Origin of the sequence: Pseudomonas sp. IB20 (genome assembly GCF_009707325.1) — a bacterium.
Classification (GTDB): Bacteria; Pseudomonadota; Gammaproteobacteria; order Pseudomonadales; family Pseudomonadaceae; genus Aquipseudomonas.
On the sequence record NZ_CP046103.1, the window covers coordinates 2,981,381 to 3,006,387 of the forward strand.

At 61.2% G+C, this 25,007-nt stretch carries 19 protein-coding genes and 3 pseudogenes; 10 read left to right on the top strand and 12 right to left on the bottom strand.

The features are described 5' to 3' along the window. The first annotated feature begins 52 nt into the window (after positions 1-52). The gene (locus tag GJU48_RS13715; protein ID WP_094950201.1) at positions 53-925 is read left to right on the top strand and encodes an undecaprenyl-diphosphate phosphatase; all 873 of its coding nucleotides are present in this window, start codon (positions 53-55) and stop codon (positions 923-925) included. 100 nt (positions 926-1,025) lie between these two features. On the opposite strand, the gene yghU is transcribed toward GJU48_RS13715, so the two are convergent. Then, positions 1,026-1,862, bottom strand: coding sequence for a glutathione-dependent disulfide-bond oxidoreductase (gene yghU / locus GJU48_RS13720; RefSeq protein ID WP_094952634.1), 837 nt, complete (start codon positions 1,860-1,862; stop codon positions 1,026-1,028). An 88-nt stretch (positions 1,863-1,950) separates the two neighbouring features. Beyond that, on the bottom strand, positions 1,951-2,106 hold the full coding sequence (locus GJU48_RS13725) for a hypothetical protein (protein ID WP_242150471.1): 156 nt from the start codon (positions 2,104-2,106) through the stop codon (positions 1,951-1,953). 101 nt (positions 2,107-2,207) lie between these two features. On the opposite strand from GJU48_RS13725, the pseudogene GJU48_RS25280 reads away from it, so the two are divergent. The 3 genes and pseudogenes from GJU48_RS25280 to GJU48_RS13735 form a co-directional block, all read left to right on the top strand. Next, positions 2,208-2,360 (top strand): annotated as a pseudogene (locus GJU48_RS25280) (LysR family transcriptional regulator); the annotation flags it as partial. Further along, positions 2,357-2,890 (top strand): G/U mismatch-specific DNA glycosylase, encoded by a 534-nt coding sequence (mug, locus tag GJU48_RS13730; RefSeq protein WP_094952633.1) that lies wholly within the window; start codon positions 2,357-2,359, stop codon positions 2,888-2,890. The pseudogene GJU48_RS25280 and the gene mug, both read left to right, overlap by 4 nt. 30 nt (positions 2,891-2,920) lie before the next feature. Next, positions 2,921-3,523, top strand: a complete 603-nt coding sequence (locus tag GJU48_RS13735; protein WP_094952632.1) for a glutathione S-transferase family protein — start codon at positions 2,921-2,923, stop codon at positions 3,521-3,523. A 5-nt stretch (positions 3,524-3,528) separates the two neighbouring features. On the opposite strand, the gene GJU48_RS13740 is transcribed toward GJU48_RS13735, so the two are convergent. Continuing rightward, a complete protein-coding gene (locus tag GJU48_RS13740) occupies positions 3,529-4,296 on the bottom strand; it encodes an SDR family NAD(P)-dependent oxidoreductase (RefSeq protein ID WP_094952631.1) in 768 nt (255 codons plus the stop codon). A 138-nt stretch (positions 4,297-4,434) separates the two neighbouring features. On the opposite strand from GJU48_RS13740, the gene GJU48_RS13745 reads away from it, so the two are divergent. Beyond that, complete coding sequence (locus GJU48_RS13745) at positions 4,435-5,583, top strand: aldose epimerase family protein (RefSeq protein WP_094952630.1); 1,149 nt, start codon at positions 4,435-4,437, stop codon at positions 5,581-5,583. A 98-nt stretch (positions 5,584-5,681) separates the two neighbouring features. Here the strand turns inward: GJU48_RS13745 and araG are convergent. From araG to GJU48_RS13775, 6 genes and pseudogenes are all read right to left on the bottom strand, one after another. Further along, positions 5,682-6,068 (bottom strand): annotated as a pseudogene (araG, locus tag GJU48_RS13750) (L-arabinose ABC transporter ATP-binding protein AraG); the annotation flags it as partial. 125 nt (positions 6,069-6,193) lie between these two features. Then, entirely contained in the window at positions 6,194-7,198 is a 1,005-nt protein-coding gene (locus GJU48_RS13755) for a substrate-binding domain-containing protein (protein ID WP_094952629.1), read from the bottom strand. A gap of 37 nt (positions 7,199-7,235) precedes the next feature. Then, a complete protein-coding gene (locus GJU48_RS13760) occupies positions 7,236-8,099 on the bottom strand; it encodes an SMP-30/gluconolactonase/LRE family protein (RefSeq protein ID WP_094952628.1) in 864 nt (287 codons plus the stop codon). A gap of 20 nt (positions 8,100-8,119) precedes the next feature. Beyond that, entirely contained in the window at positions 8,120-9,700 is a 1,581-nt protein-coding gene (locus GJU48_RS13765) for an aldehyde dehydrogenase (NADP(+)) (protein WP_094952627.1), read from the bottom strand. 10 nt (positions 9,701-9,710) lie between these two features. Continuing rightward, a complete protein-coding gene (gene araD1 / locus GJU48_RS13770; protein WP_094952626.1) occupies positions 9,711-10,703 on the bottom strand; it encodes an AraD1 family protein in 993 nt (330 codons plus the stop codon). Positions 10,704-10,718: 15 nt separating this feature from the next. After that, positions 10,719-12,041 (bottom strand): MFS transporter, encoded by a 1,323-nt coding sequence (locus GJU48_RS13775; RefSeq protein WP_094952625.1) that lies wholly within the window; start codon positions 12,039-12,041, stop codon positions 10,719-10,721. 191 nt (positions 12,042-12,232) lie between these two features. On the opposite strand from GJU48_RS13775, the gene GJU48_RS13780 reads away from it, so the two are divergent. Further along, positions 12,233-13,969 (top strand): IlvD/Edd family dehydratase, encoded by a 1,737-nt coding sequence (locus GJU48_RS13780; RefSeq protein WP_094952624.1) that lies wholly within the window; start codon positions 12,233-12,235, stop codon positions 13,967-13,969. Positions 13,970-14,016: 47 nt separating this feature from the next. Continuing rightward, positions 14,017-14,739 carry a FadR/GntR family transcriptional regulator gene (locus tag GJU48_RS13785; RefSeq protein ID WP_094952623.1) on the top strand — a complete coding sequence of 241 codons (723 nt, stop codon included), beginning with the start codon at positions 14,017-14,019 and terminating at the stop codon, positions 14,737-14,739. Positions 14,740-15,124: 385 nt separating this feature from the next. Here GJU48_RS13785 and GJU48_RS13795 read toward each other — a convergent pair whose 3' ends face one another. The 3 genes and pseudogenes from GJU48_RS13795 to GJU48_RS25745 all read right to left on the bottom strand — a co-directional run. Then, positions 15,125-15,724: a hypothetical protein gene (locus GJU48_RS13795; RefSeq protein ID WP_094952622.1), complete on the bottom strand. Its 600-nt coding sequence runs from the start codon at positions 15,722-15,724 to the stop codon at positions 15,125-15,127. Between the two features lie 13 nt (positions 15,725-15,737). After that, positions 15,738-16,322, bottom strand: a complete 585-nt coding sequence (locus GJU48_RS13800; RefSeq protein WP_094952621.1) for a papain-like cysteine protease family protein — start codon at positions 16,320-16,322, stop codon at positions 15,738-15,740. A 199-nt stretch (positions 16,323-16,521) separates the two neighbouring features. Beyond that, a pseudogene (locus tag GJU48_RS25745) lies at positions 16,522-19,381 on the bottom strand (beta strand repeat-containing protein); the annotation flags it as partial. Positions 19,382-19,771: 390 nt separating this feature from the next. Here GJU48_RS25745 and GJU48_RS13810 point away from each other — a divergent pair. The 3 genes from GJU48_RS13810 (at position 19,772) to GJU48_RS13820 (ending at position 24,615) form a co-directional block, all read left to right on the top strand. Next, entirely contained in the window at positions 19,772-20,662 is an 891-nt protein-coding gene (locus GJU48_RS13810; RefSeq protein ID WP_094952620.1) for a bestrophin family protein, read from the top strand. Positions 20,663-20,886: 224 nt separating this feature from the next. Further along, positions 20,887-23,298, top strand: coding sequence for a glucose/quinate/shikimate family membrane-bound PQQ-dependent dehydrogenase (locus GJU48_RS13815; RefSeq protein ID WP_094953842.1), 2,412 nt, complete (start codon positions 20,887-20,889; stop codon positions 23,296-23,298). Positions 23,299-23,349: 51 nt separating this feature from the next. Then, positions 23,350-24,615 carry a carbohydrate porin gene (locus tag GJU48_RS13820; RefSeq protein ID WP_094953841.1) on the top strand — a complete coding sequence of 422 codons (1,266 nt, stop codon included), beginning with the start codon at positions 23,350-23,352 and terminating at the stop codon, positions 24,613-24,615. The last annotated feature ends 392 nt before the right edge of the window (positions 24,616-25,007 follow it).

Genomic DNA, 25,007 nt, shown 5'->3' on the forward strand with positions numbered 1-25,007 from the left:
AACTTTGTCCAACCCGCTGTTTTCTCAAGCCCCTTTTGCAAGGACATGTACTTTGACCAATGTCTGTTCCGCCGGCCTGGATGTGGGCTTTGCCTCCCTGGACTACCTGCAGATCTTCATCCTGGGCGTGATCCAGGGCATAACTGAGCTGTTGCCGGTGTCGTCCACCGCGCACATGCGCGTGGTACCCGCCCTGCTCGGCTGGCAAGACCCGGGCTCGGCGTTTTCGGCAGCCATGCAGTTGGCGGCGCTGGCGGCGGTGGTCAGCTATTTTTGGCGCGATGTGCGCCAGGTCACCACCGGTAGCATTGGCGCAGTGCGCCGGGGCGACTACAACGACCGCTGGTTCAAGCTGGCCGTGGCGATTGTGTTGGCAACCATCCCGATTGGGATTGCCGGCCTGGCGCTGTCTTCGACCTTGAATACCTGCAACTCGCCGTTGCGCGGCCTGATGGTGATCGGGATTGCCTGCGTGGTGATGGCGGTGCTACTCGCAGTCGCCGAGCTGCGTGCACGCCACACCCGCGAGATGAGCCAGATGCGCCTGCGCGACGCACTGATCGTCGGCATTGCACAGATTGGCGCGCTGATTCCCGGCGTGTCGCGTTCCGGTTCCACCCTGACCGCCGCGCTGTTCCTCAACTTCAAGCGGGAAGAAGCCGCGCGCTTTTCCTTCCTGCTGGGCCTGCCCGCCATCGCCCTCGCCGGCTTGAAAGAATTGTGGGTGCTGCTGCACGCAGACCTGCCCGCCCATGCTTGGTCGCACTTGATCTTTGGCCTGGTGGTCGCCAGCATCTCGGCGTTCTTCGCGATCTGGGGCCTGATGAAGTTCCTGGAGCGGTTCTCCACCTGGCCGTTCGTGATCTACCGCGCGCTGTTGGGGATCTTCCTGATCGTGGCGGTCAGCACCGGGCTGTTGAGTTAAGCCGCATTGAGCTAATACCGCCGGCCTGTGGTGACAGATTGGCACCCGCGCCAGACGGCGACGGGCGACAGAAGCCGTTACCGCCGCAACGGATATGTACTCAGTCCAAATCACTCGCATCATGCCGCTCACGCAACTGCTCCGCAGGCTCCCCAGAAACCCGATTCACCCGCCGCCCCCGCTGCACCGCCGGCCTCGCCTCAATCGCCTCAGCCCAGCGCAGCACATGTTTATATTCATGCACCGACAGAAACTCCGCCGACGCCCCATACAAACGGCCTTTGACCAACCCACCATACCAAGGCCAAATCGCAATATCGGCAATGGTGTACTCGTCCCCGGCAATATACTCACTCACCGCCAAACGCTGATCCAGCACATCCAGCTGACGCTTGGTCTCCATGGCAAACCGATTGATCGCGTACTCCATCTTGCTCGGCGCATACGCATAAAAATGCCCAAACCCACCGCCCAGATACGGCGCGCTGCCCATCTGCCAGAACAACCACGACAAACACTCCGCACGCGCCGCAGGTTCGGTGGGGAAGAACGCCCCAAACTTCTGCGCCAGGTACTGCAAAATCGCACCCGACTCAAACACCCGAATCGGCGTATCACCACTGCGATCCAGCAATGCCGGGATCTTCGAGTTCGGGTTCACCGCAACAAAGCCGCTGCCGAACTGATCACCGTCACCGATCTTGATCAACCATGCATCGTATTCCGCGCCGGCATGCCCCAGGGCCAACAGCTCTTCCAGCAGAATCGTGACCTTCTGCCCATTGGGCGTGGCCAGGGAATACAGTTGCAGTGGGTGCTTGCCGACCGGCAGTGCCTGCTCATGCGTGGCACCGGCGATAGGCCGGTTGATGCTGGCAAAGGTGCCGCCGCTTTCGCTGTCCCAGGTCCAGACTTTCGGAGGTACGTACTCGGTCATGCTGACTTCTCCTTGGTTTAAATAGGGTTCGACGCAGCCAATTGAGCCACGTTCCACCCGTCACCCAGCGCTTTGATCAGCGCCTACATTAGCGCTCAATGGCTGAGTTTGCAGGTGTAATTCGCTGCAGCGCCGCCAATTGGGCAGTCACCACATCCAGGTAAGCCACGGCGCGCTGGCGATAACGCGAGGTCGAACGGTCTTCGGCATAGTGCGCCGCAGCGCAGGAAGATAGCTTGCTCACACCGTTGGCACGCCGCCAATTGGGCAGTCACCACATCCAGGTAAGCCACGGCGCGCTGGCGATAACGCGAGGTCGAACGGTCTTCGGCATAGTGCGCCGCAGCGCAGGAAGATAGCTTGCTCACACCGTTGGCAGACGCCACCATTCGCAGCCCCAACTGGGCCCTCTTGACCCATCGCGACAGTGAGCATGATCCGCTCGCGCGCCGCTTTACCGAGTGGCTGCTGACCCATTTACAGGCAGAATCAACATGAGCGACCGCCTCGAAGACATCCTCGCCGACCACCTGCACGTGGTGTTCTGCGGCATCAACCCGGGCAAAGGCTCCGCCGCGCTCGGCCAGCACTTTGCCAATCGCAGCAATCGCTTCTGGCGCACGTTGCATTTGGCTGGTTTTACGCCCCATGAGATTCGCCCGCAGGATGGCACCACACTGTTGCAGTATCACTGCGGGCTAACCACGCTGGTGGAGCGGCCGACGGCCAGCGCGGGGGAATTGGCGCGGCATGAATTCAAGGAGGCGGCGACGGCGTTTGAACAGAAAATCCACCGCTGCCAGCCGCGCGTCATCGCGTTTCTCGGCAAAGTCGGCTATAGCGCGTTGTCCGGCCAACAGCAGATTGAGTGGGGGCCGCAAGCGCAGTTATTCGGTGGCGCGTCGGTATGGGTGCTGCCCAACCCCAGCGGGCGCAACCTGGCGTTCAGCCTGGACCAACTCGTGCAGGCCTATCAACAACTGCGCGAGGCTATTGCGCAGGCCGCCGCCGTGCCCTTAATCTCGTGAGACCACCCCCCTGAGAGCAATGGAGGCTTCATGAAACTGGTCGGCATGCTGGACTCGCCTTACGTGCGTCGCGTGGCAATTTCCCTGGAGCTGTACGGCGTGGACTTTGTGCACGAGCCTCTCTCGGTATTCAGCACCTACGCCGAGTTCTCCAAGATCAACCCGGTGGTCAAGGCGCCCACGCTGGTGCTGGATGATGGAACGGTGCTGATGGATTCCAGCCTGATCCTGGATTACTTCGACACCCTGGCGCCGCCCGACAAGAAACTTCTGCCACACACCGCCGACACCCGCGCCAAGCACCTGCAAGTGCTCGGGCTGGCCCTGGCGGCCTGTGAGAAAACCGTACAGATCGTCTACGAACACCACCTGCGCCCCGCGGAGAAACTGCACGAGCCGTGGCTCGAGCGGGTGACCGAGCAGTTGTTGGCCGCTTATTCACTGCTGGAAAAACACCTGGCCCAGGCTACCGGCGAACACCTGAACCAGGCCGCGCTGACGGCGGCCGTGACCTGGTCGTTCACCCAACTCAAGCTGCCGACGGCGCTCAAGGCTGATGCGTTTCCCAACCTGCAACGCCACGCCAGCCAACTGGAACAACATCCGGCCTTCAGGAAGTACCCCATCGAATAACCGGCTTACACCCAACCGCCATCCACAATAAAGTTCTGCGCCGAACACATCGCCGACACGTCGGAGGCAAGAAACAACGCCATGTTGGCGATGTGTTCCGGCAGCACACTGCCCGGCAGGCACTGGCTGCGGCTGATCAACTCCCTGGCCGCATCGTCTACCCACATCGCCAGCTGTTTTTCCGTCATGACCCAGCCCGGCACCAAGGTGTTGACCCGGATGCGGCTGGGGCCCAGTTCCCGCGCCAGCGCCCGGGTCATGCCGTGGGCTGCGGCTTTGCTGGCGGCGTACACCGGGTAGCCGGCGGACGCCATCATCCAGCCGACCGAGCCCAGGTTGATGATCGCCCCGCCACCGGCGGCCTTCATCATCGGCACCAGCGCCTTGGCGGCAAAAAAGGCGTGCTTGAGGTTGACCGCGATCAGCCGGTCGAACATGTCCGAATCGACTTCTTCCAGGGTGTGACGCACGTCGTTGGCCGCATTGTTGACCAGCACGGTGATCGGCCCCAGCGATTGCTCAAAGCGTGCTATCGCCGCCTTGTAGGCGATCTCATCGGTGATGTCGCACCACACGAACTCCACGGTGTGCCCCTGGTCACTCAACAGCGCCGCCAGCCGCTCGCCCTGGCTTTGCGCGCGGTCCACGAAGGCCACCTTGGCGCCCTGCGCGGCAAAGGCGCGCACCATGAATTCGCCAATGCCTGAGGCACCTCCAGAAATCAATACGGTCTTACCCTTGAGGTCAGGATAAACGGCCTGTTCAGTACTCATATAACGATTGCCTCGATCAATTAGTCTTATTTTATTTTGCGAAACTGGCGTTAAAGGCTATAAATTCGCTGTCAACTCGACGAAATATCGCACATTAGTAGAACTATTCCACTCAAAACAACAAAAGGAAGTTCGACCATGAAGCACCCTAGACATCTGCTTTCAGGCCTCGCCTTGTCCATGTTGATCGCCAGTGGCAGCGCCCAGGCGGCCGGGCTGAGCAGTGAACACAAGCCTTTCGGCAAAACCAATGACGGCACCGCCGTCGAGCAATACATCTTGCGCAACAGCCATGGCATGCAAGCCACGGTGATCACTTACGGCGGTGTGTTGCAGTCGCTGAAAGTGCCGGACAAAAACGGCAAGGTCGATGACGTGGTACTCGGCTTCGATGACGTGCAGGGCTATCAGGGCGGCACCGCATTTTTTGGCGCGACCATTGGCCGTTTCGGCAATCGGCTGGCCGGCGGTGCCTTCGAACTCGACGGCAAACGCTACCAGGTGCCGCTCAACGATGGCCCCAACTCGCTGCATGGCGGCGCCCAGGGTTTTGACAAACACGTGTGGCAAGCCGAACCAGTCAAGGGCAAGGATTCGGTCGGCGTGAAGCTGAGCTACCTGTCCAAGGACGGCGAAATGGGCTTCCCGGGCAACTTGAAAACCGAGGTCACCTACAGCCTCAACGATAACAACGAACTGCACATCGACTACAAGGCCACCACCGACAAACCCACGGTGCTGAACCTCACCAACCACAGCTACTTCAACCTTGCCGGCGCGGGCAATGGCGACATCCTCAAGCAAGTGGCGACCTTGCACGCCAGCCACTACACGCCAGTGAACGCCACCTTGATTCCGACGGGCGAACTGGCGCCGGTCAAAGGCACGCCGATGGACTTCCTCACACCGACGCCTATCGGCCAGCGCATCAAGGACGAGCATCCACAGCTCAAATTCGCCGAGCCGAAACAAGGTGGGTTTGACTTCAACTGGGCACTGGACACCCAAGGCAACATCAAGCAACTCGCCGCCGAGGTGCACGACCCCGCGTCCGGCCGACGTTTGCAGCTCTACACCACCGAGCCTGGCGTGCAGTTCTATACCAGCAACTTCCTGGATGGCACGGTGAAGGGCAAAGCCGGCAAGGCGTATGCGCACTGGAGCGCGTTTACCCTGGAGACCCAGCACTTTCCGGATGCGCCGAACCAGCCCACATTCGCCTCGACCCGGTTGAACCCGGGGCAGACTTATAGCCAGAACACCGTGTTCAAATTCTCCGCTGATTAAACTGTGGGCGCAGGCAAGCCTGCGCCCACATTTGATTGCCTCAGTTCCAGAGGCCGATTTTTTCCAGTTCCTGCTTGAAGTTCTCACGGGTGATCAGCACGCAAGCCCGGGCCGAGCAAACCCTCGACCTTGAGCGCCACCTCGCCGCGCTCACGTGGGCGGTAATCGTAGATGTCCTGAATATCGCGACCGACCATGCAGGTCACCAACTGGTCATGGGTCAGCGCGGCCATGTCGTCAAAGGTGCGCACGAAGCGGCCGTCCTTGAACACGGTGACGGCGTCGCAGATGCGGAACACTTCTTCCATACGGTGCGACACGTACAGCACCACTTTGCCCTCGTCACGCAGGCGCGTGATGATCGCCATCAAGCGGTCGATTTCGCGTGCCGACAGGCTGCTGGTGGGTTCATCGAACGCAATCACATGGGCGCCACGGGACAATGCCTTGGCGATTTCCACCAGTTGGCGCTGGCCCAGGGACAGGCACCAGCCCACATTCGCCTCGACCCGGTTGAACCCGGGGCAGACTTATAGCCAGAACACCGTGTTCAAATTCTCCGCTGATTAAACTGTGGGCGCAGGCAAGCCTGCGCCCACATTTGATTGCCTCAGTTCCAGAGGCCGATTTTTTCCAGTTCCTGCTTGAAGTTCTCACGGGTGATCAGCGTGACTTCGTCCATGGCGGTGTACTTCGGTGGTTCCTTGCCGGTGGTGACCCAGTCGAACATCATCTTCGCGGTGTTGTAGCCCTCAATGTGCGGGCTGGGCAGCATCGAGCCGAAGAAGCCGCTGTTGGCTTTCTTCAGTTCGCCGATGGCGTCGGTGCCATTGATGCCGATGCCGATCACATTGGCGGCGGCAAAACCGGCCGTTTCGGTAGCGCGTACGCCGCCCAGCACGGTGTTGTCGTTCATGCCGCCGATGATCAGGTTTTTCACGCCGCTGGGCAGCTTGACCAGTGCCGAGTTGGTGGCATCCATGCTGCCCGGCACGTCAAGGGTCTTGGCGGCGGTGAACACGATGTGGTCCTTGGGGAAGCCCGCGTCTTCGAGGGATTTGACCGAGCCATCGGTGCGCTTTTTACCGGTGTCGAGTTCATTGAAAGTGTTGATCACCGCATAGGTGTCCTTCCAGTCCCAGCCGCGTTTTTTCGCCTCGGCCGCCATCGCCGCGCCCTGCCTCTGGCCGACTTCGAAGGCGGCCATGCCCAGGTACGGCACGTCCTCCATGAAGTTGCCCTTGGCATCGACAAAACGGTCATCCACCGCAATCACTTTCAGGCCGTTGGCGCGGGCCTTGGCGACGATGGCCGGGCCCAGGGACACGTCCGGCGGGCAGATCACAAAGCCCTTGGCGCCGTTGGCCGCCAGGCTGTCGATGGCCGAGAGGGTTTTCTCGCCATCGGGCACGGCGATTTTGATCACGGTGAAGCCATGTTCCTTGCCGGCTTTTTCGGCAAAGGCCCATTCGGTCTGGAACCACGGCTCCTCCGCCTGCTTGACCAGAAAACCGATCTTCACTTCCTCGGCGGCCAGCAACAGGCCGCTCAGGCTCAGGGCCGACACCGCCGCAGCGGCGCAACATAGGGAACGGATACCACGACGACGATTCATACGGGTGACTCCTTGTTGTTGTTTTTGGGTCTTGGGTTTATCCGGCAAAGCGGTGACAGGGCGTGCCTGGCACATCGACCTCGATGGCCAGCACCGCGCCGTCCAGCGGGTGATCGAGTGGGCTGGCGGCGCTGGTGATGTAGAGGGTGGTGAGGTTGGGGCCACCGAATACGCAACTGGTGGGACGGCTGACGGGCAATTCGATAATCCGGTCCACGCCACCGTCCGGCGCCAGGCGCAGCAGGCAGCTGCCATCCCAGCGCGCGTTCCAGATATAACCTTGGCTGTCCATCGCCGAGCCGTCCGGCCCGCCACGTGAATGCGGACCGAACCATACCTGCGCCGGGTCGAGCTGGCCGCCCGCCTGGATCGAATGCCGGTAGAGCGTGCCATCCAGGCTGTCGCCAAAGTGCACTTGGCTACCGTCCTCGCTCCACAGCAAGGTATTGGGAATACCCAGGCCATGCAGCAGCGGCGTGACCTGCGCATCGGCATCAATGCGAAACAGGCCGCCGGAACGTCGGGTGATGGGCAGGTCTTCGCCGTGCTCGCCAATGTTGTTCTGCATGGTGCCCAGCCATAGGCGGCCCTGGGCATCGCAACGCGCTTCATTGCCACGGTTACCGGGTTGCGGGTCGGCCACGCACAGCAAGCTCAGGGCTTCGGTTTCCAGGTCCAGCCGATACACGCCGCTGCTCAGCGTGACCAACGCATCGCCACTTTCACAGGGAATGAAGGCCGAGACGTGCTCGGGCAGCTGCCAGATCTGCAAGTGCCCGCCCATCAGGCGCAGCGCCTGTTTGCCGGCGATATTCACCCAATACAGCGCCTGGGTCGGCACGTCCCAGAACGGGCCTTCGCCCAACTGCGCACGGTGCGCAGTAACTGCGGTACACGGCATAAAACCTCCTGGACTGGTGGTTACAGCGGGTCGCGAGATGGCATGCCATCCACCAGCCGTTGGATACGCAACGGGTTGGCGTTTTTTAACGCGTCGGGCAGCAGGCTATCAGGGTAATTCTGCAAGCACACCGGGCGCAGGAACCGGTCGATGGCCAAGGTGCCGACCGAGGTGCCACGGGCATCCGAGGTGGCCGGGTACGGGCCGCCATGCACCATCGAATCGCAGACTTCCACGCCGGTCGGGTAGCCGTTGAGCAGGATGCGCCCGACTTTCTGTTCCAGCAGTGGGGTGAGTTCGGCGAACTGCTGCAAGTCGTCGGGTTCGCCGATGATCGTGGCTGTCAGTTGCCCATGCAGGCCGTGCAAGGCGGCGCTGAGCTGGGCTTGGTCGGCCACCTCGACAAACACCGTGGTCGGGCCGAACACTTCTTCCTGCAGCACTTCATCGCCGTCGATCAGCAAAGCCACGTCGGCCTTGAACAGCTGCGGCTGCGCCTGATTGACCGCCTGGGCATTGCCCGCCAAGTGCTGAATGCCAGGGTGCGCCAAGAGTTTCTCCAGGCCTTTGCCATAGCTGCTCAAGGTGCCGGCGTTGAGCATGGTTTGCGCCGGCTGATCAGCGATCAGTCGCGCAACCTGCTGGGTAAACGCGGTGAACGGCGCCGACGCAATGCCGATCACCACACCAGGGTTGGTGCAAAACTGGCCACAGCCTTGCACCACCGAGGCGGTCAGGTCGCGAGCCACCGTGTCCGCCCGCGCCTGCAAGGCCTGTGGCAACACGATGACCGGGTTGATGCTCGACATCTCGGCAAACACCGGGATCGGCTGCGGGCGTGCCGCCGCCATGTCGCACAAGGCGCGGCCGCCCTTGAGCGAGCCGGTAAAACCGACAGCCTGGATCGCCGGGTGCTTGACCAGCGCCTCACCGACGCCAGCGCCGAAGATCATATTGAACACGCCCGCCGGCATCTCGGTGGCCTCGGCCGCGCGAATGATCGCATCGGCGACCTGCTCAGCCGTGGCCATATGCCCGCTGTGGGCCTTGAACACCACCGGGCAACCTGCCGCGAACGCCGCGGCGGTGTCGCCACCGGCGGTGGAAAACGCCAGGGGAAAGTTGCTCGCACCAAACACCGCCACCGGGCCCAGGCCAATGCGGTATTGGCGCAGGTCCGGGCGTGGCAGTGGCTGGCGGTCGGGCAAGGCCTGGTCGATGCGCGCGCCGTAGAAGTCACCGCGACGCAGCACCGTTGCGAACAGGCGCATCTGGCCGCTGGTGCGCCCGCGTTCGCCTTTGATACGCGCGGCAGGCAGCGCGGTTTCGCGGCAAACCAGCGCGACGAAGTCATCCCCCAGCGCGTCCAGCTCATCGGCGACGGCATCCAGGAACTGCGCGCGGCGCGAAGCACTCAGCGCACGGTAGGCGGGGTAAGCCGCTGCGGCGGCCTTGGCGGCGGCGTCGACCTCCGCCGGTGTGGCCTGGTAGAACGTCTGGGCCAAGGCTTCGCCGCTGCTGGCATCAATGCTTTGCAGGGTCACGCGGCCTTTGGCACTGCGCTGGCCGCCGATGTAGTTATGGCCGAGGAACTGGGGCATGGTGCTCTCCTTAAAGGGTGATGACATTGCCGGGCTCGAACGCAGCGCCGGCCTTGCCGACAGCGTTGACCAGCGGCGCGCCAAACTCGGCCTGGCTGATCTCGAACACATCGCCCGGTTGGGTACGTATACCGTCGGCGAATGACAGCGTGGCGGTGCCGAAGAAATGAATGTGCACGTCGCCCGGTGTCAGGAATTGACTGTATTTGAAGTGGTGATACTCAAGGTTTTCCAGGCTGTGGCACATATTCGCCTCGCCACTGAGGAATTCGTTCTGCCAGATCACCTGGCCGTCGCGCAGGATGCGGCTGGTGCCCGCCAGGTGCTGGGGCAACTCGCCCACGCGCAACTCAGGGCCATAGCTGCAACTGCGCAGTTTGGAGTGAGCCAGGTATAGGTAATTCTTGCGCTCCATCACGTGGTCGGAGAATTCGTTGCCCACGGCGAAGCCCAGGCGATAGGGTTTGCCGTCGTGGCCGATCACGTAGAGACCGCCGATTTCCGGCTCTTCACCGGCGTCTTCGGCGAACGCCGGCACCGGGAAGGCCTGGCCCGGGCGTACCACGATGCTGCCGTCGCCCTTGTAGAACCACTCGGGTTGTACGCCCGCTTGGCCAGCCAGTGGTTTGCCGCCCTCCACGCCCCATTTGAAGATGCGCAGGGTGTCGGTCATCGCGCTGTCGTGCGCGCCGTGCTGGTGCATCTTGTCGCGCGCCGAGGCACTGCCCAGGTGAGTCAGGCCGGTGCCGCTGATCAGCATATGAGCCGGGTCCGGGTGATCGAGTGGCGGCAGGATTTTCAGGTCGGCCAGCAATTCGCCATAGTCGTAGCTGTCGCCCAGGCCCAGGCTGTCGACCTGTTGCTGCAACTTGACGCCCGCCTCGATGGCCGCCAGCGCCAACTCGCGCACGCTGCGCGCCGTGCGCACTTCTCTTAGCGTGCTGCCTTGCACCACGCCGACACGGCGTTCGCCGTTGCGTAACTCGAACTGAACTAAACGCATGCAGCTTCTCCTCGATTAAGTACGTGTAGCACCACGCGCGCTGGCGGCGAATTGGTCGGCGGGCAGCACGTGCTTGCGCTCCAGCACGCGGTAGACCACGCCGGTCAAGACCAGCCCGAACACCATCACCCCGGACAAGAAGTACAAGCCCGAAGCCAGGTTGCCAGTGGATTCCTTGAGCGCGCCAATCACAAATGGGCCGATGTAGCCGCCGAGGTTGCCCACCGAGTTGATCAGTGCAATCCCCGCCGCCGCACTGGCGCCGGCAAAGAAGCGCCCGGGCAAGGTCCAGAACACTGCCGTGCAGGAAAACAGCGCGAACGCCGCCAAGCACAGCGCGGCCATTTGCAGCACCGGCACACTCAACCAGGCACTGCAGAACAGGCCGATGGCACCGAGCACATAGAGCACGGCGAGATGGCCATAACGATCATTCAACCGGTCGGAACTGCGCGGGATGATCAGCAGCCCGATGATGCCGAAAATGTACGGCACTGCTGAGACGAAACCGGTGACCAGGTCACTGCCGCCGAACTGTTTGATCAGCGTCGGCAGCCATAGGCCGAGCCCATAAATGCTCAAGGTCACCGGCAGGTAGAACAGCGCCAGCAGCAACACGCGCTTGTCCTTGAGGGCATGCAGCGGGTTGCCGTGGCGAGTCTGGCCGTAGGCTTGCAGGTCTTTATTCAGCTCGCCGGTGAGCCAGGTTTTCTCGTCCTCGCTCATCCACTTGACCTGTTGGGGGCCGTCCGGCAGGAAGCGCAGCACGGGCCAGGTCAGCAGCAGCGCCGGGGTACCGATGACGATGAACAGCCACTGCCAGCCGTGCAGGCCGAGGATGCCGTCCATGCCCAATAAACCGCCGGACACGGGGCCTGTGATCATCATCGCAATGGGTTGGGAGAGGATGAACAGCCCGAGGATCTTGCCGCGATGGCGCACTGGGAACCACTGGGTGATGTAGTACAGCACGCCAGGGAAAAACCCCGCCTCCGCCGCGCCGAGCAGAAAGCGCATCACATAGAAGCTGTGCGGCCCCTGCACGAAGGCCATGCCAATGGTGATGGCGCCCCAGGTCAGCATGATGCGCGCAAACCAGCGCCGCGCGCCGAAGCGATCGAGCATCAGGTTGCTGGGGATCTCGAACAGGAAGTAGCCAATAAAGAACAGCCCTGCGCCCAAGCCGTACGCCGCGTCGCCGATGCCGACATCGGCGCCCATATGCAGCTTGGCGAAACCTACCGCTGAGCGGTCCACGTAGGCGATCAGGTACAGCAGGATCAGGAAGGGAATCAGTTTCAGCGTGATGCGCCGAATAAGCCGCAGTTCCTGGCTCATGGGTCGATCTCCGATTGTTGTTTTTATAGAAGCTCGGCGGCTGGCTCCGGCCAAATTCAGCCAGGGTCATGCCTCAGTTGAAGCCGACTATATAGTATGACTATTTACAAAACAACACTTCCAAACCCTCGGGTTTACGCTTATGTTTAGGCGCATATAGAACATATAGTCATACAATAAGAGAGTCGATCATGCCTGATAAAAAGCCCGCCCTCCGCTCCGCCCAGTGGTTTGGCACCGCCGACAAGAACGGCTTCATGTACCGCAGCTGGATGAAGAACCAAGGCATCGCCGACCATCAGTTCCATGGCAAACCGATCATCGGCATTTGCAACACCTGGTCGGAGCTGACGCCGTGCAACGCGCATTTCCGTCAGATCGCCGAGCACGTCAAACGTGGGGTGATCGAGGCCGGTGGCTTCCCGGTGGAATTCCCGGTGTTCTCCAACGGCGAGTCCAACCTACGCCCCACCGCCATGCTCACCCGCAACCTGGCGAGCATGGACGTTGAGGAAGCGATTCGCGGCAACCCCATCGACGGTGTGGTGCTGCTCACCGGCTGCGACAAAACCACCCCGGCGCTGCTGATGGGCGCCGCCAGTTGCGACGTGCCGGCCATCGTCGTCACCGGCGGGCCGATGCTCAATGGCAAGCACAAAGGCCGGGACATCGGCTCGGGCACGGTGGTGTGGCAGCTCAGCGAACAGGTCAAGGCCGGCACCATTACCCTGGACGATTTCCTCGCGGCCGAAGGCGGCATGTCGCGCTCGGCGGGCACCTGCAACACCATGGGCACCGCCTCGACCATGGCCTGCATGGCCGAGGCGCTCGGCACTTCCCTGCCCCACAACGCGGCGATTCCGGCGGTGGATGCGCGCCGGTATGTGCTGGCGCATATGTCCGGCATGCGCGCGGTGGAGATGGTGCGCGAAGACTTGAAGCTGTCGAAGATCCTGACCAAAGAGGCGTTTGAAAACGCGATACGGGTGAACGCGGCCATCGGCGGCTCGACCAACGCGGTGATCCACTTGAAAGCCATCGCCGGGCGTATCGGCGTCGAACTCGACCTGGATGACTGGACGCGCATGGGACGCGGCGTGCCGACCATTGTCGACCTGCAGCCCTCAGGGCGCTTCCTGATGGAGGAGTTCTACTATGCCGGGGGCTTGCCTGCCGTGCTGCGCCGCTTGGGCGAGGCCAACCTGATCCCGCATCCGAATGCCCTGACCGTCAACGGCAAGTCCCTGGGCGAGAACACCAAGGACTCGCCGATCTACGGCCAAGACGAAGTGATCCGCACCCTCGACAACCCGATCCGCGCCGACGGCGGCATCTGCGTGCTGCGCGGCAACCTCGCACCGCTGGGCGCCGTGCTCAAGCCATCGGCCGCCAGCGCGCAACTGATGCAGCACCGTGGCCGTGCGGTGGTGTTCGAGAATTTCGACATGTACAAGGCGCGCATCAATGACCCGGAATTGGACGTGGATGCCAACTCGATCCTGGTCATGAAAAACTGCGGGCCCAAGGGTTACCCGGGCATGGCCGAAGTCGGCAACATGGGCTTGCCCGCCAAGCTGCTGGCCCAGGGCGTGACCGACATGGTGCGTATTTCCGATGCGCGCATGAGCGGCACGGCCTACGGCACGGTAGTGCTGCATGTGGCGCCGGAAGCCGCCGCCGGTGGGCCGTTGGCCACGGTGCAAGAAGGCGACTGGATCGAACTCGACTGCGCCAACGGCCGCCTGCACCTGGACATCCCCGACGCAGAGCTGGCGGCGCGCATGGCGGACTTGGCGCCACCGCAGAAGCTGATCGTCGGCGGCTACCGCCAGCTGTACATCGACCATGTGCTGCAGGCCGACCAAGGCTGCGACTTTGACTTTCTGGTGGGTTGCCGGGGGGCTGAAGTCCCCCGTCATTCCCACTAATCGGGATGCTATGATGCCGCCTATTTAGCCAGAGCCTCCCGTTCGTTATGGATCACCAGCCGCCCAAGCCACGCAAGAGCATGCATGCCCAGATCGTTCAGGACTTGGGCATGCACATCGTTTCCGGTCGCTTCAAGCCCGAAGAACGCCTGCCCATGGAAGCCACGCTGTGCGAGGAGTACAAGGTCAGCCGCTCGGTGTTGCGTGAGGCGACGCGGGTGCTCAGCGCCAAGGGCCTGGTGTATTCCAAACCACGGGTAGGCGCCGTGGTGCGGCCGCGCTTGAAATGGCATTTGCTCGACCCGGACGTGCTGTCCTGGCTGATGCAGACCACGCCCCACAGTGAGTTCTTCAACACCCTGGCCGGCGTGCGGCGCATTCTCGAACCGGAAATCGCCGCCATGGCCGCGACCACCGCCACCGACGAAGACATCGCCACCATCGAAAAAGCCTACCTGGGCATGGAAACCGCCAAGACCCACGACGCCCTGCTGCAGGCCGACCTGGACTTTCACCGCGCCATCGCCGATGCCACCCGCAACGACTTGCTCGCCTACATGTGCAACATGCTCTCACTGCCGTTGCGCGAGTCGATCAACATCACCAACCGCCGCCCCGACATCCAGGGCCTGAGCCTGCCGCGCCACAAGGCGATCCTCACCGCGATCCAGAACCGCGACGCCCTCGGCGCCCGGCACGCCTCGCTGGTGCAGCTGGATGACACGCGTGTGGCGCTCGACACAGTGATGAATGTGCTGACGCCGCTGTAAATCCAGCGTCTACGCTCAGGGGGCAGTTCGAGGAACCGGCCATGTGCGCACGACGCTCGCAGTACTGCGGTGCTCATGACTTCATGGTGCCTTCCACGCCTGTCGCCCTGCTGCCGCTTGAAAATGACCTGGTGCACGCCGACCGTGCCTCTGTCTTGCTGAATCATGTCGATAAAAAACCCGGACCATGTCCGGGTTTTTTCACCCTTAGCTGCGCACGACGCTCGCAGTACTGCGGTGCTCATGACTTCATGGTGCCTTCCACGCCTGTCGCCCTGCTGCCGCTTGAAAATGACCTGGTGCACGCCGACCGTGCCTCTGTCTTGCTGAATCATGTCGATAAAAAACCCGGACCATGTCCGGGTTTTTTCACCCTAGAGTTTTATCAACTGCCCAACTGCCCACGGGTGTCCGCGTCGAAACGCTGGCGGGCCTGATCAGCCGCCGGTTTGAGCAACGCGAGCAGCGCCGCCTCACCGTACAACTGAGTGACCGCCAGTTCCTTGGGGGTCGGCTCAATCGGGATCAGCACCTCTTCGCCGTCGGCGTGCAGCCAGATGGCCACAACGTGCAGTGCCGAGATGAATAACACACGCAGCTCCACGGTTTTACCCTGCAATTGCGGCGACTGTTCCGCCAGTTTCAGCGCATCCACCGTCGCCGCTGCCAACGTCCCGTGGTTAAGCGAAGCGAACTCGACATGCCCGCGTACGTCGGCCAATTGCGCGTCGGCAATCGTCGCTCCATCGGCAAATACCAAGTAATGCCACTCGCCGATCTCGGCGTCTTTCAGGCCTTTACCCAGACTCAAGTTCTCCAGGCTGAGCGAGTAGCCACGATAGCCTTCGCTCAGCCTGATTTGGCCCGGCACAGCGGCCGCGAATTGGCGATTGATGCCAAAGCCCTGGGTTTGCAGCGCAGCTTGCAGCGCTGGACGCAGTACCTGTACGCCGTTGGAGGGCGCCTTTGGATAAGTCAGTTGCATGATGTAGCCCTCCTTAGTTTTTTACGGTGAAGTAAGTGTTGGTCCAATTGCCGCCGCCGTTGTACGAACCGGGGAACGAGTTCAATGCGCGAGTCGAATAGCCGTAGATCGAATCTGCGATCAACAGGTAGTTGCCGTTGGTGCCATAGATCACCAGAAAGTGCGCACCGCCACCGTACCAGGCGCAACGCAAACCGATGGGTCGGCCCCTGTTGAGCTGGTTTTGGATGGCGGGCATCTGCAGCGAGCCTTGAGTCATGCCGTTGTAGCTGCGCGTGATTCGCAAGGCGGAATCCAGATAGCCGTAGACGTTGCACGGTCCCGGCTGATTGCAGCAGTTGCGGTCCAGCGCGTTGCTGGCGACACCGCACTGGGTCCAGGACCCGGTGCCGTAGTAGTTACCGACCGAGGCGGAAACAGCCGCCCAGCACCAGTTGGTCTGGGTTTGTTTCTGCATGCTGAAATTCAGGCTGGCGGCCGCCATTACTTTAGGCTGATGAGCCGCTTCGACTTCGACCAGTTGCGGGTCGAGCAAATGGCCGATCAGGCAGTTGGGCTGTGGGTCGCCGGTGAACCGGGTTGTTTCAGGGGTTAACATTTTTCAATCCTCCATGAATGAAAACACGCGTCCAGCGTGTATGGATGCAGCGGTGTTACTGAGCGATCGACGTTCCGAGGTGCGCCTATTCGAGGGCGCGTTCCGATCTGGCTCGAGGTAACCCTAGGCGCGAATATGCATTAACGCAAACATTTAAATGCATATGCGCATATTTGATCTTCCTCAAAAGTGACAGTTTCTAAAAGTCGACGCATTGCCTGAAGGCTCGATCTATCCCATTTGCCGGATTTTTTGTAGTGTCAAAATCAACGAAGTCTTCGTTTCGGAATTTCCAAGCTACGAAAATCAGTGCGGAGTTCTCCCCGCCAGTCAGCGTGGAGCCCAGACTGCCGATGAGCCTGCTGCTGGCACCCGCTGTCAGAACGCTGTTCTTACCAGCAGTGAGCGTGCTTCGATCTCCAGCCATGAGCACACAATCGTCGCCAGCAGTCAGTTTGCTGCGATCTCCAGCGGTGAGATAACTGTTGCTGCCAGCCAATAGTTTGCTTCGGTCCCCCGCAGTCTGCGTGCTGTCTTTACCAGCAATAAGTTTGCTGCGCTCACCGGCCATCTGAATGCTGTGGGCGCCGGATATCAGCGTGCTGCGATAGCCAGCAGTTTGCGAGCTACCCTTGCCGGCGATCAGCATGCTTTTGTGCCCGGCAATTTGAGTGCTTTCATGGCCCGCAATCAGTGAACTCCGATGACTCGCAATCTGGTTGCTACCGTATCCGGCAGTCAGGCTACTGTGCATTCCGGACGTCAAGCTACTGCCATATCCCGCCGTCAGTACGCTACGAAGCCCGCTAATCAAAGTGCTCCCGTAACCCGCAGTCAAGAAACTGCGAATGCCACTGGTCAGTGTGCTGCCATAACCCGCGATCAGCGAACTGTCTTGGCCTGCCGTTCCTGTGCTCCCATAACCGGCGGTGAGCGTGCTGTCGCGCTCTGCCGTCTGCGTACTACCATAGCCCGCCGTTAACGTGCTCTCGTAGCCAGCGGTCTGGGTGCTGCCATAACCTGCGATCAATGAGCTGGAAAACCCAGCTGTTTCAGTACTGCCGTAGCCAGCGGTGAGCGTCTGTGCTCGGTACTCCTAACCTGCGACCAGTGAGCTGTCATAGCCTGCGGTAGACGTACTGCCATAACCAGTCGTCAAACTGCTGTTGTAGCCAGCAGTTTGAGTACTGCCGTACCCGGCGATCAAAGTACTGCTTAGCCAGCGGTCGAGGTACTGCCATAACCAGTGGTGAGCGAGCTTTCTTCCTGGGCAGTTTGGGTGCTCCGTAGCCTGCGGTCAGTGTGCTTTTGTAGCCCGCCGTTTGAGTACTTCCGTAGCCAGCAATAAGTGAGCTTTCGTAGCCGGCTGTTGAAGTGCTGCCATAGCCCGTGGTCAGGGAGCTGTTGTCCTGGGCGGTTTGAGTACTGCCATAACCAGCAGTCAGGGTGCTTTCATAACCCGTTGTCTGGGTACTACCGTAACCTGCGATTAGAGAACTCTTGAAACCTGCTGTTGAAGTACTGCCATAGCCGGCCGTGAGCGAACTGCTTTCCTGAGCAGTCTGGGTACTACCATAGCCTGCTGTCAGAACACTCCGGTAACCAGCGGTTTGGGTGCTGCCATATCCGGCAATGAGTGTACTGTCATAGCCGGCTGTTGAGGTGCTGCCGTAACCCGCAGTGAGTGAGCTGCCTTCCTGAGCGGTCTGTGTACTGCCATAACCTGCTGTCAGTTTACTTTGTTTGCGTACTGCCATAACCCGCTGTTAGCGAGCTTTCTCCTCCGGCAGTTTGAGTACTGCCGTAGCCGGCAATGATGGAGCTATCGGAACCAGAGGTGCCCGTACTGCCGTAACCGGCGGTGAGATCGCTGCCTTCCTGAGCTGTCTGCGTGCTGCCATAACCCGCTGTTAGCGAGCTTTCTTCTCCAGCGGTTTGGGTGCTGCCGTAGCCGCGATCATGAACTGTCGGAACCAGCGGTGCCCGTGCTGCCGTAGCCTGCGGTGAGATCGCTACCTTCCTGAGCGGTTTGTGTGCTGCCATAACCCGCTGTCAGCGAGCTTTCCTCTCCAGCGGTCTGAGTACTGCCATAGCCGGCGATCAGTGAACTGTCGGAACCAGCGGTGCCCGTACTGCCGTAACCGGCGGTGAGATCGCTGCCTTCCTGAGCGGTTTGCGTACTGCCATAACCCGCTGTTAGCGAGCTTTCTCCTCCGGCAGTTTGAGTACTGCCGTAGCCGGCAATGATGGAGCTATCGGAACCAGAGGTGCCCGTACTGCCGTAACCGGCGGTGAGATCGCTGCCTTCCTGAGCTGTTGCGTCTGCCATAACCCGCTGTTAGCGAGCTTTCTCCTCCGGCAGTTTGAGTACTGCCGTAGCATCGGAAGAGCGTCTGTAGGGACAGGGTGTGCGGGGAATGGGGTGACGGGCGGTGAGATCGCTGCAGAACACTCCGGTAACCAGCGGTTTGGGTGCTGCCATATCCGGCAATGAGTGTACTGTCATAGCCGGCTGTTGAGGTGCTGCCGTAACCCGCAGTGAGTGAGCTGCCTTCCTGAGCGGTCTGTGTACTGCCATAACCTGCTGTCAGTTTACTTTCATGACCCGCGGTCTGAGTACTCCCATAGCCTGCAATAAGAGAACTGTCCGGGCCAGCGGTCCCGGTACTGCCGTAGCCAGCAGTGAGCGAACTCCCTTCCTGCGCCGTTTGTGTACTGCCGTAGCCCGCTGTAAGCACGCTGCCATGACCAGCAGTCTGTGTACTGCCATAGCCAGCGATCAGCGAACTGTCGGGGCCAGCGGTGCCCGTGCTGCCATAGCCTGCGGTGAGATCGCTCCTTCCTGAGCGGTTTGCGTCTGCCATAACCCGCTGTTAGCGAGCTTTCTCTCCGCGTTTGGTCTCCGTAGCCGCAATGATTGAACTGTCGGAACCTGAAGTTCCGGTACTCCCGTACCCCGCAATCAGGGTGCTTCGATCTCCAGCGGTTTCAGTACTGCCATAACCGGCGATGAGCTGACTCTGATTTGCGCCCGTGAGCGTACTGCCATAAACAGCTGTCTCTAGCGTTTTTAGCGCCTGATCTGTTGCCCCCGGCGGCCTGAAAGAGTCTTCGTTAATTTCCGGGCGCACTTCAGAAAAAGCAAATGGTTCAACCCGCAAACATTTAAATGCATATGCGCATATTTGATCTTCCTCAAAAGTGACAGTTTCTAAAAGTCGACGCATTGCCTGAAGGCTCGATCTATCCCATTTGCCGGATTTTTTGTAGTGTCAAAATCAACGAAGTCTTCGTTTCGGAATTTCCAAGCTACCCGCCACGCCTAGACGTGAGCGTTTGAAACATAGCCATACGTAACTGAAACGATTCAGGCCCAACGCGAACCTTTCTCCGCAAACGGGCGTCCGAGCTTAAGCACTGTTGCTTATCGCCCGCCGCGAGGTCCTCGTTTGAAAGCCGCCATCATCAAAAAATACCGACTGATCATCAAGACCATGGGCTATGTGGGCTGGGCTTTGTTCTGGCTGCTGTTGTGGGATGTGGCCGTCACGGTGGACTTCATGCTGTTTCTGACCACCAAGATCAATTTGCCGCTGATGCCGCTGACGCTGCTGGGCTCGGCGCTGGTGGTGCTGATCAGTTTTCGCAACAGCAGCGCCTATAACCGCTGGTGGGAAGCCCGCACGCTGTGGGGCGCGATGGTGAACAACTCGCGCAGCTTTGCCCGCCAGGTGCTGACCTTGCTGGATGACCCGGACGGCGAGGTCAACCCGATCAAAGCTACGCTGCTGCGCCGCCATGTGGCCTATGTGAATTGCCTGGCGGCGCACCTCAGGGGTAATGCTTGCCCGGAGGAAGTGCGCGCGTTTATCCCCGCTGAGGAGTTCGCGCGCAACGGCGCGACCAACAACTTTGCCAATGACATCCTCACCGGCTCGGCGGCTTTGTTGGCCCGCGAATACAAGGCCGGGCACCTGGACAGCATTCGCCTGGCGCGGCTGGAGTCGACGCTGGTGGACCTGTCCAACGCCCAGGGCGGCATGGAACGCATCGCCAACACGCCGCTGCCCTACCCTTACGTATATTTCCCACGGCTGTTCATTTCGCTGTTCTGCCTGATCGTACCGGTGGGCCTGGTGGAATCTTTGGGCTGGTTCACCCCGCTGGCGTCGACGGTGGTCGGCTTTATGCTGCTGGCCATCGAGCGTATCGGCACCGACCTGCAAAGCCCGTTTCACTCCAGCGAGCACCAGATCCAGATGGAAAGCATCTGCGAAACCATCGAGAAAAACCTGCAGTCGATGCAGCGTGATGCGCTGGGTGGCGAGCGTATCGGTTGATAACCTATCATTTTTACCAGTACACCTGACGCACCGTTTTCGCTAGCCTGTACCACAGGCATCCGAGCCTAATCGCCACAGTTAGCCCATTCACCACAATGGCGCTAAACCTCACCCCATCATCCCCAAGCCTGTAAAAGACTATTACCGGGCGCAATGTACTAACTAGTTACTTATCTTGCTAAAATCGCGTCTTTGCCCACTCACCTTCGAGTTCTGTCGATATGAAACGAGCATCGCGCGCCGCTGGCGCCTCTAGATTTCTCCTGCAGGGACTGGGCATTGTCATTGCCCTGCTCGGCGTGGCCATGGCCGTTGGCGGCGCCAAACTGGTCAGCCTGGGCGGTTCCTGGTACTTCTTGATCGGCGGCGTGGCCATGGCGGTTTCTGGTCTGTTGATCGCGCGGGGTAAACCGGCTGGCGCGTGGTTGTTCGCGGCCTTCCTGGTGGGCACGGCCGTGTGGGCGGTGGCGGATGTCGGCCTGGTGTTCTGGCCGCTGTTCTCGCGGCTGTTCATGTTTGCGGTGATCGGTGTGGTGGTGGCGCTGGTGTACCCGCTGCTGGCCGGCAGGCCTGCACGTGGTGCTTACGGCATCGCGGCCGTGATGGCCGTTGGCGTGGCGGTAGCGGCGGGCAATATGTTCGTCGCGCACCCAAGCGTAGCGCCAACCGGCAAAGGCCCCGGCATCACGCCGGTGGCGGCGGCCGATGCGCAGAAAGACTGGGCGCACTACGGCAATACCGAAGGCGGCAGCCGTTTTGCGGCGCTGGACCAGATCAACCGCGACACCGTCAACAAGCTCAAAGTGGCGTGGACCTACCACACCGGCGACGTGGCCATCAGCGACGGTAACGGTGCCGAAGACCAACTGACACCCCTGCAAATCGGCAACAAGGTGTTCATCTGCACGCCGCACAACAACCTGATCGCACTGGATGCCGACACCGGCAAAGAGCTGTGGAAGAACGAAGTTAACGCCACGTCGGCGGTGTGGCAGCGTTGCCGGGGCATGGCGTATTTCGACGCCACTGCGCCGATTGCTCAACCGACCCAGCCGAACAGCTCGCCAATTATCGCGGCCAGCGTAGCCGCCGGTGCGCAGTGCCAGCGTCGCTTGCTGACCAACACCATTGATGCGCGCCTGATCGCAGTGGACGCCGACACCGGCAAGTTCTGCGAAGACTTCGGCACCCACGGCCAAGTGGATTTGAAAGCCGGCCTGGGCAATGTGCCGGACAGCTACTACCAACTGTCTTCGGCACCGCTGATCGCCGGCACCACCGTGGTGGTGGGCGGGCGCGTGGCGGATAACGTGCAGACCGACATGCCCGGCGGCGTGATCCGTGGTTTCGACGTGATCAGTGGGCAAATGCGCTGGGCCTTCGACCCGGGCAACCCCGAGGACAAGAGAGCCCCGGCCGCCGGCAGCACCTACGTGCGCAGCACCCCGAACAGCTGGGCGCCGATGTCGTATGACCCGTTGATGAACACGGTTTTCCTGCCGATGGGCAGCTCGTCCACTGACATCTATGGCGTGGAACGTACCCAACTCAACCACAAATACGGCGCCTCGGTGCTGGCGCTGGACGCCTCCACCGGTGCAGAAAAGTGGGTGTACCAGACCGTCCACAATGACCTCTGGGACTTCGACCTGCCGATGCAGCCGAGCCTGATCGACTTCACTCCACCGGGCAGCGACAAACCTGTACCGGCGGTGGTGATCGGCACCAAGGCCGGGCAGATCTATGTGCTCGACCGCGCCACCGGCAAGCCGCTGACCGACGTCAAGGAAGTGCCGGTCAAGGCCGCCAACATCCCTAACGAGCCCTACTCGCTGACCCAGCCTAAATCGGTGGGCATGCCGCAAATCGGCGCGCAAACCCTGAGCGAATCGGACATGTGGGGCGCCACGCCGTACGACCAACTGCTGTGCCGCATTGATTTCAAAGGCATGCGCTACGAAGGTCTGTACACCGCGCCCGGCACCGATAAATCGCTGAGCTTCCCGGGCTCCCTGGGCGGCATGAACTGGGGCAGTATTTCCACTGACCCGGTGCACGGTTTTATCTTCGTCAACGACATGCGCCTGGGCCTGTGGATCCAGATGGTGCCGTCCCAGAACAAGGCCCAGACCTCGTCCGGTGGCGAAGCGCTGAACACCGGCATGGGCGCCGTGCCGCTCAAAGGCACACCGTATGCGGTGAACAAAAACCGCTTCCTGTCGGTCGCCGGCATTCCGTGCCAGGCGCCACCGTTCGGCACCCTGACGGCCATTGACATGAAGACCCAGCAGATCGCCTGGCAAGTGCCGGTCGGCACCGTTGAAGACACCGGCCCCTTGGGCATCCGCATGCACCTGCCAATCAAGGTCGGCCTGCCAACCCTGGGCGGCACGCTGTCGACACAGGGCGGCCTGATCTTTATCGCCGGCACCCAGGACTTCTACCTGCGCGCCTTCAACAGCGGCAACGGTGATGAAGTGTGGAAGGCCCGCCTGCCAGTGGGCAGCCAAGGTGGCCCGATGACCTACGTGTCGCCGAAAACCGGCAAGCAATACATCGTCATCACCGCTGGCGGCGCGCGCCAGTCCACCGACCGTGGCGACTACGTGATCGCCTACGCACTGCCGGAATAACCCTGTGTTCGCGCGGTGCCCCCGCACCGCGCTTCTGTTTGGAAACCACGCATGAACCCCACTTCTCATCTGCCCTTTGGCGGCCTGGTGCTGGGCCTGGCCTTTGCGGCCGCCCTGCCCGTTCAAGCCGACGACACCACCCTGACCGGCGACTGGGGCGGCCTGCGCCGTGAACTCGACGAGCAAGGCATCCGCTTCACCGGCGACTACAGCGGCGAGACCGCCTACAACGCCGACGGCGGCCAACACCGCTCGGCGCGCTACTCGCAAAACATCAAGCTTGGCGTGCAGTTCGACTTGGGCAAGCTCTACGGCCTGAACAATGGCGACCGCATCCAGCTGACCATCAACGACCGGCGTGGCAGCAGTGCCTCCGAAGACTTGGTGGGCAACCGCCTGCCGATCCAGGAAAACTACGGCGGCCTCTACACACGGCTCACCGAGCTGAGCTACGAGCGCACGCTGTTTACCCCCGCGCTGAACGTCAAGCTCGGCTACATGGCAATGGGCAATGACCTCGGTGGCCTCGACAGCGGCATCCTGTGCAACTTCATGAACGCCGGTTTCTGCGGCCACCCGCTGAACATGTCCGGCGGCAGCGGCTGGGCCAACTACCCGAACGCGCACCTCGGCGCGCGAGTGAAATACGACTTCTCACCGTCCTGGCAACTGCGCGTGGCGGCGTTCAATGTCGACCCGTCGAGCAACGGCAACGCCAGCCGCGCCTGGCACCTGGGGCCCAAACACACCACCGGTACCGTGGTGCCCATCGAGCTGGTGTACAAGCACGCAGGCCAACTGCCGGGTGAATACAAGCTGGGGTATTACTACGACAGCTCCAACGTGAAACGCATCGGCAGCAACAAGGAGGTCAGCGGCCGGGGCGGTCACTACCTGCTGATTGATCAGGCGGTGTGGGCGTCCAGTTCGTCTGCCGGGCGCGTGCTGCATGCTTTCGGCCAATACTCGGCCGCCAGTGAGGCCGCCTCGCCGTTCAGCAAGTGGTATGGCGCGGGCGTGGTGCTGTACAAGCCGTTTGAAGGTCGCCCACGCGATACCGTCGCCTTGGGTTATGGCCGCGCGGTGCCGAACCCGCGCAGTCGCGACGTGCAGGAACTGGCAGCGTTCAACGCGGGGGCGGACTACCCCAACCTGAACAATGCCGAGCAGTTGATCGAGCTCAGCTACGGCTACCAGGCCACGCCATGGCTGACCCTGCGCCCGGATGTGCAATACATCATTGAGCCGGGGGCGTTTTCCGGGGTGGATATCGATAATGCATGGGTATTGGGCTTACAAGTGAAAGCCGTTTTCTGACGGGATGACGGCCTAGGTGCGAGCGACAGCAGCTTCTCGCGCCTAGGTCACCGTGGTTTGATTCTGCGCTGGCTGGCGGGACGCGGAGCGTCCCAGGTGGCATTCCCACGCAGAGCGTAGGAACGATCTGATTAGTGGCATTGGGTCATGGTTTGTAAAGGGCCAGCAGGGCGTGTCGCTTTAAATTGCAGGACGTTTCCTAGACAATCTCTGCCGCCTTGTGCCTGTTGGAATCGATGGCTAGTCTGCGATCCGTCACTGCTTATCAGTGATCGGGTTTAGTCGCTCGGGTCTTACATGGTGCATGGTCCTCCATGAAGTTTTATGGTGGCTGTGCGTAGGGCACCTTCGGGTGCGCCGGTTTTCCATGTGACCGGTCGACTAACCTGCGT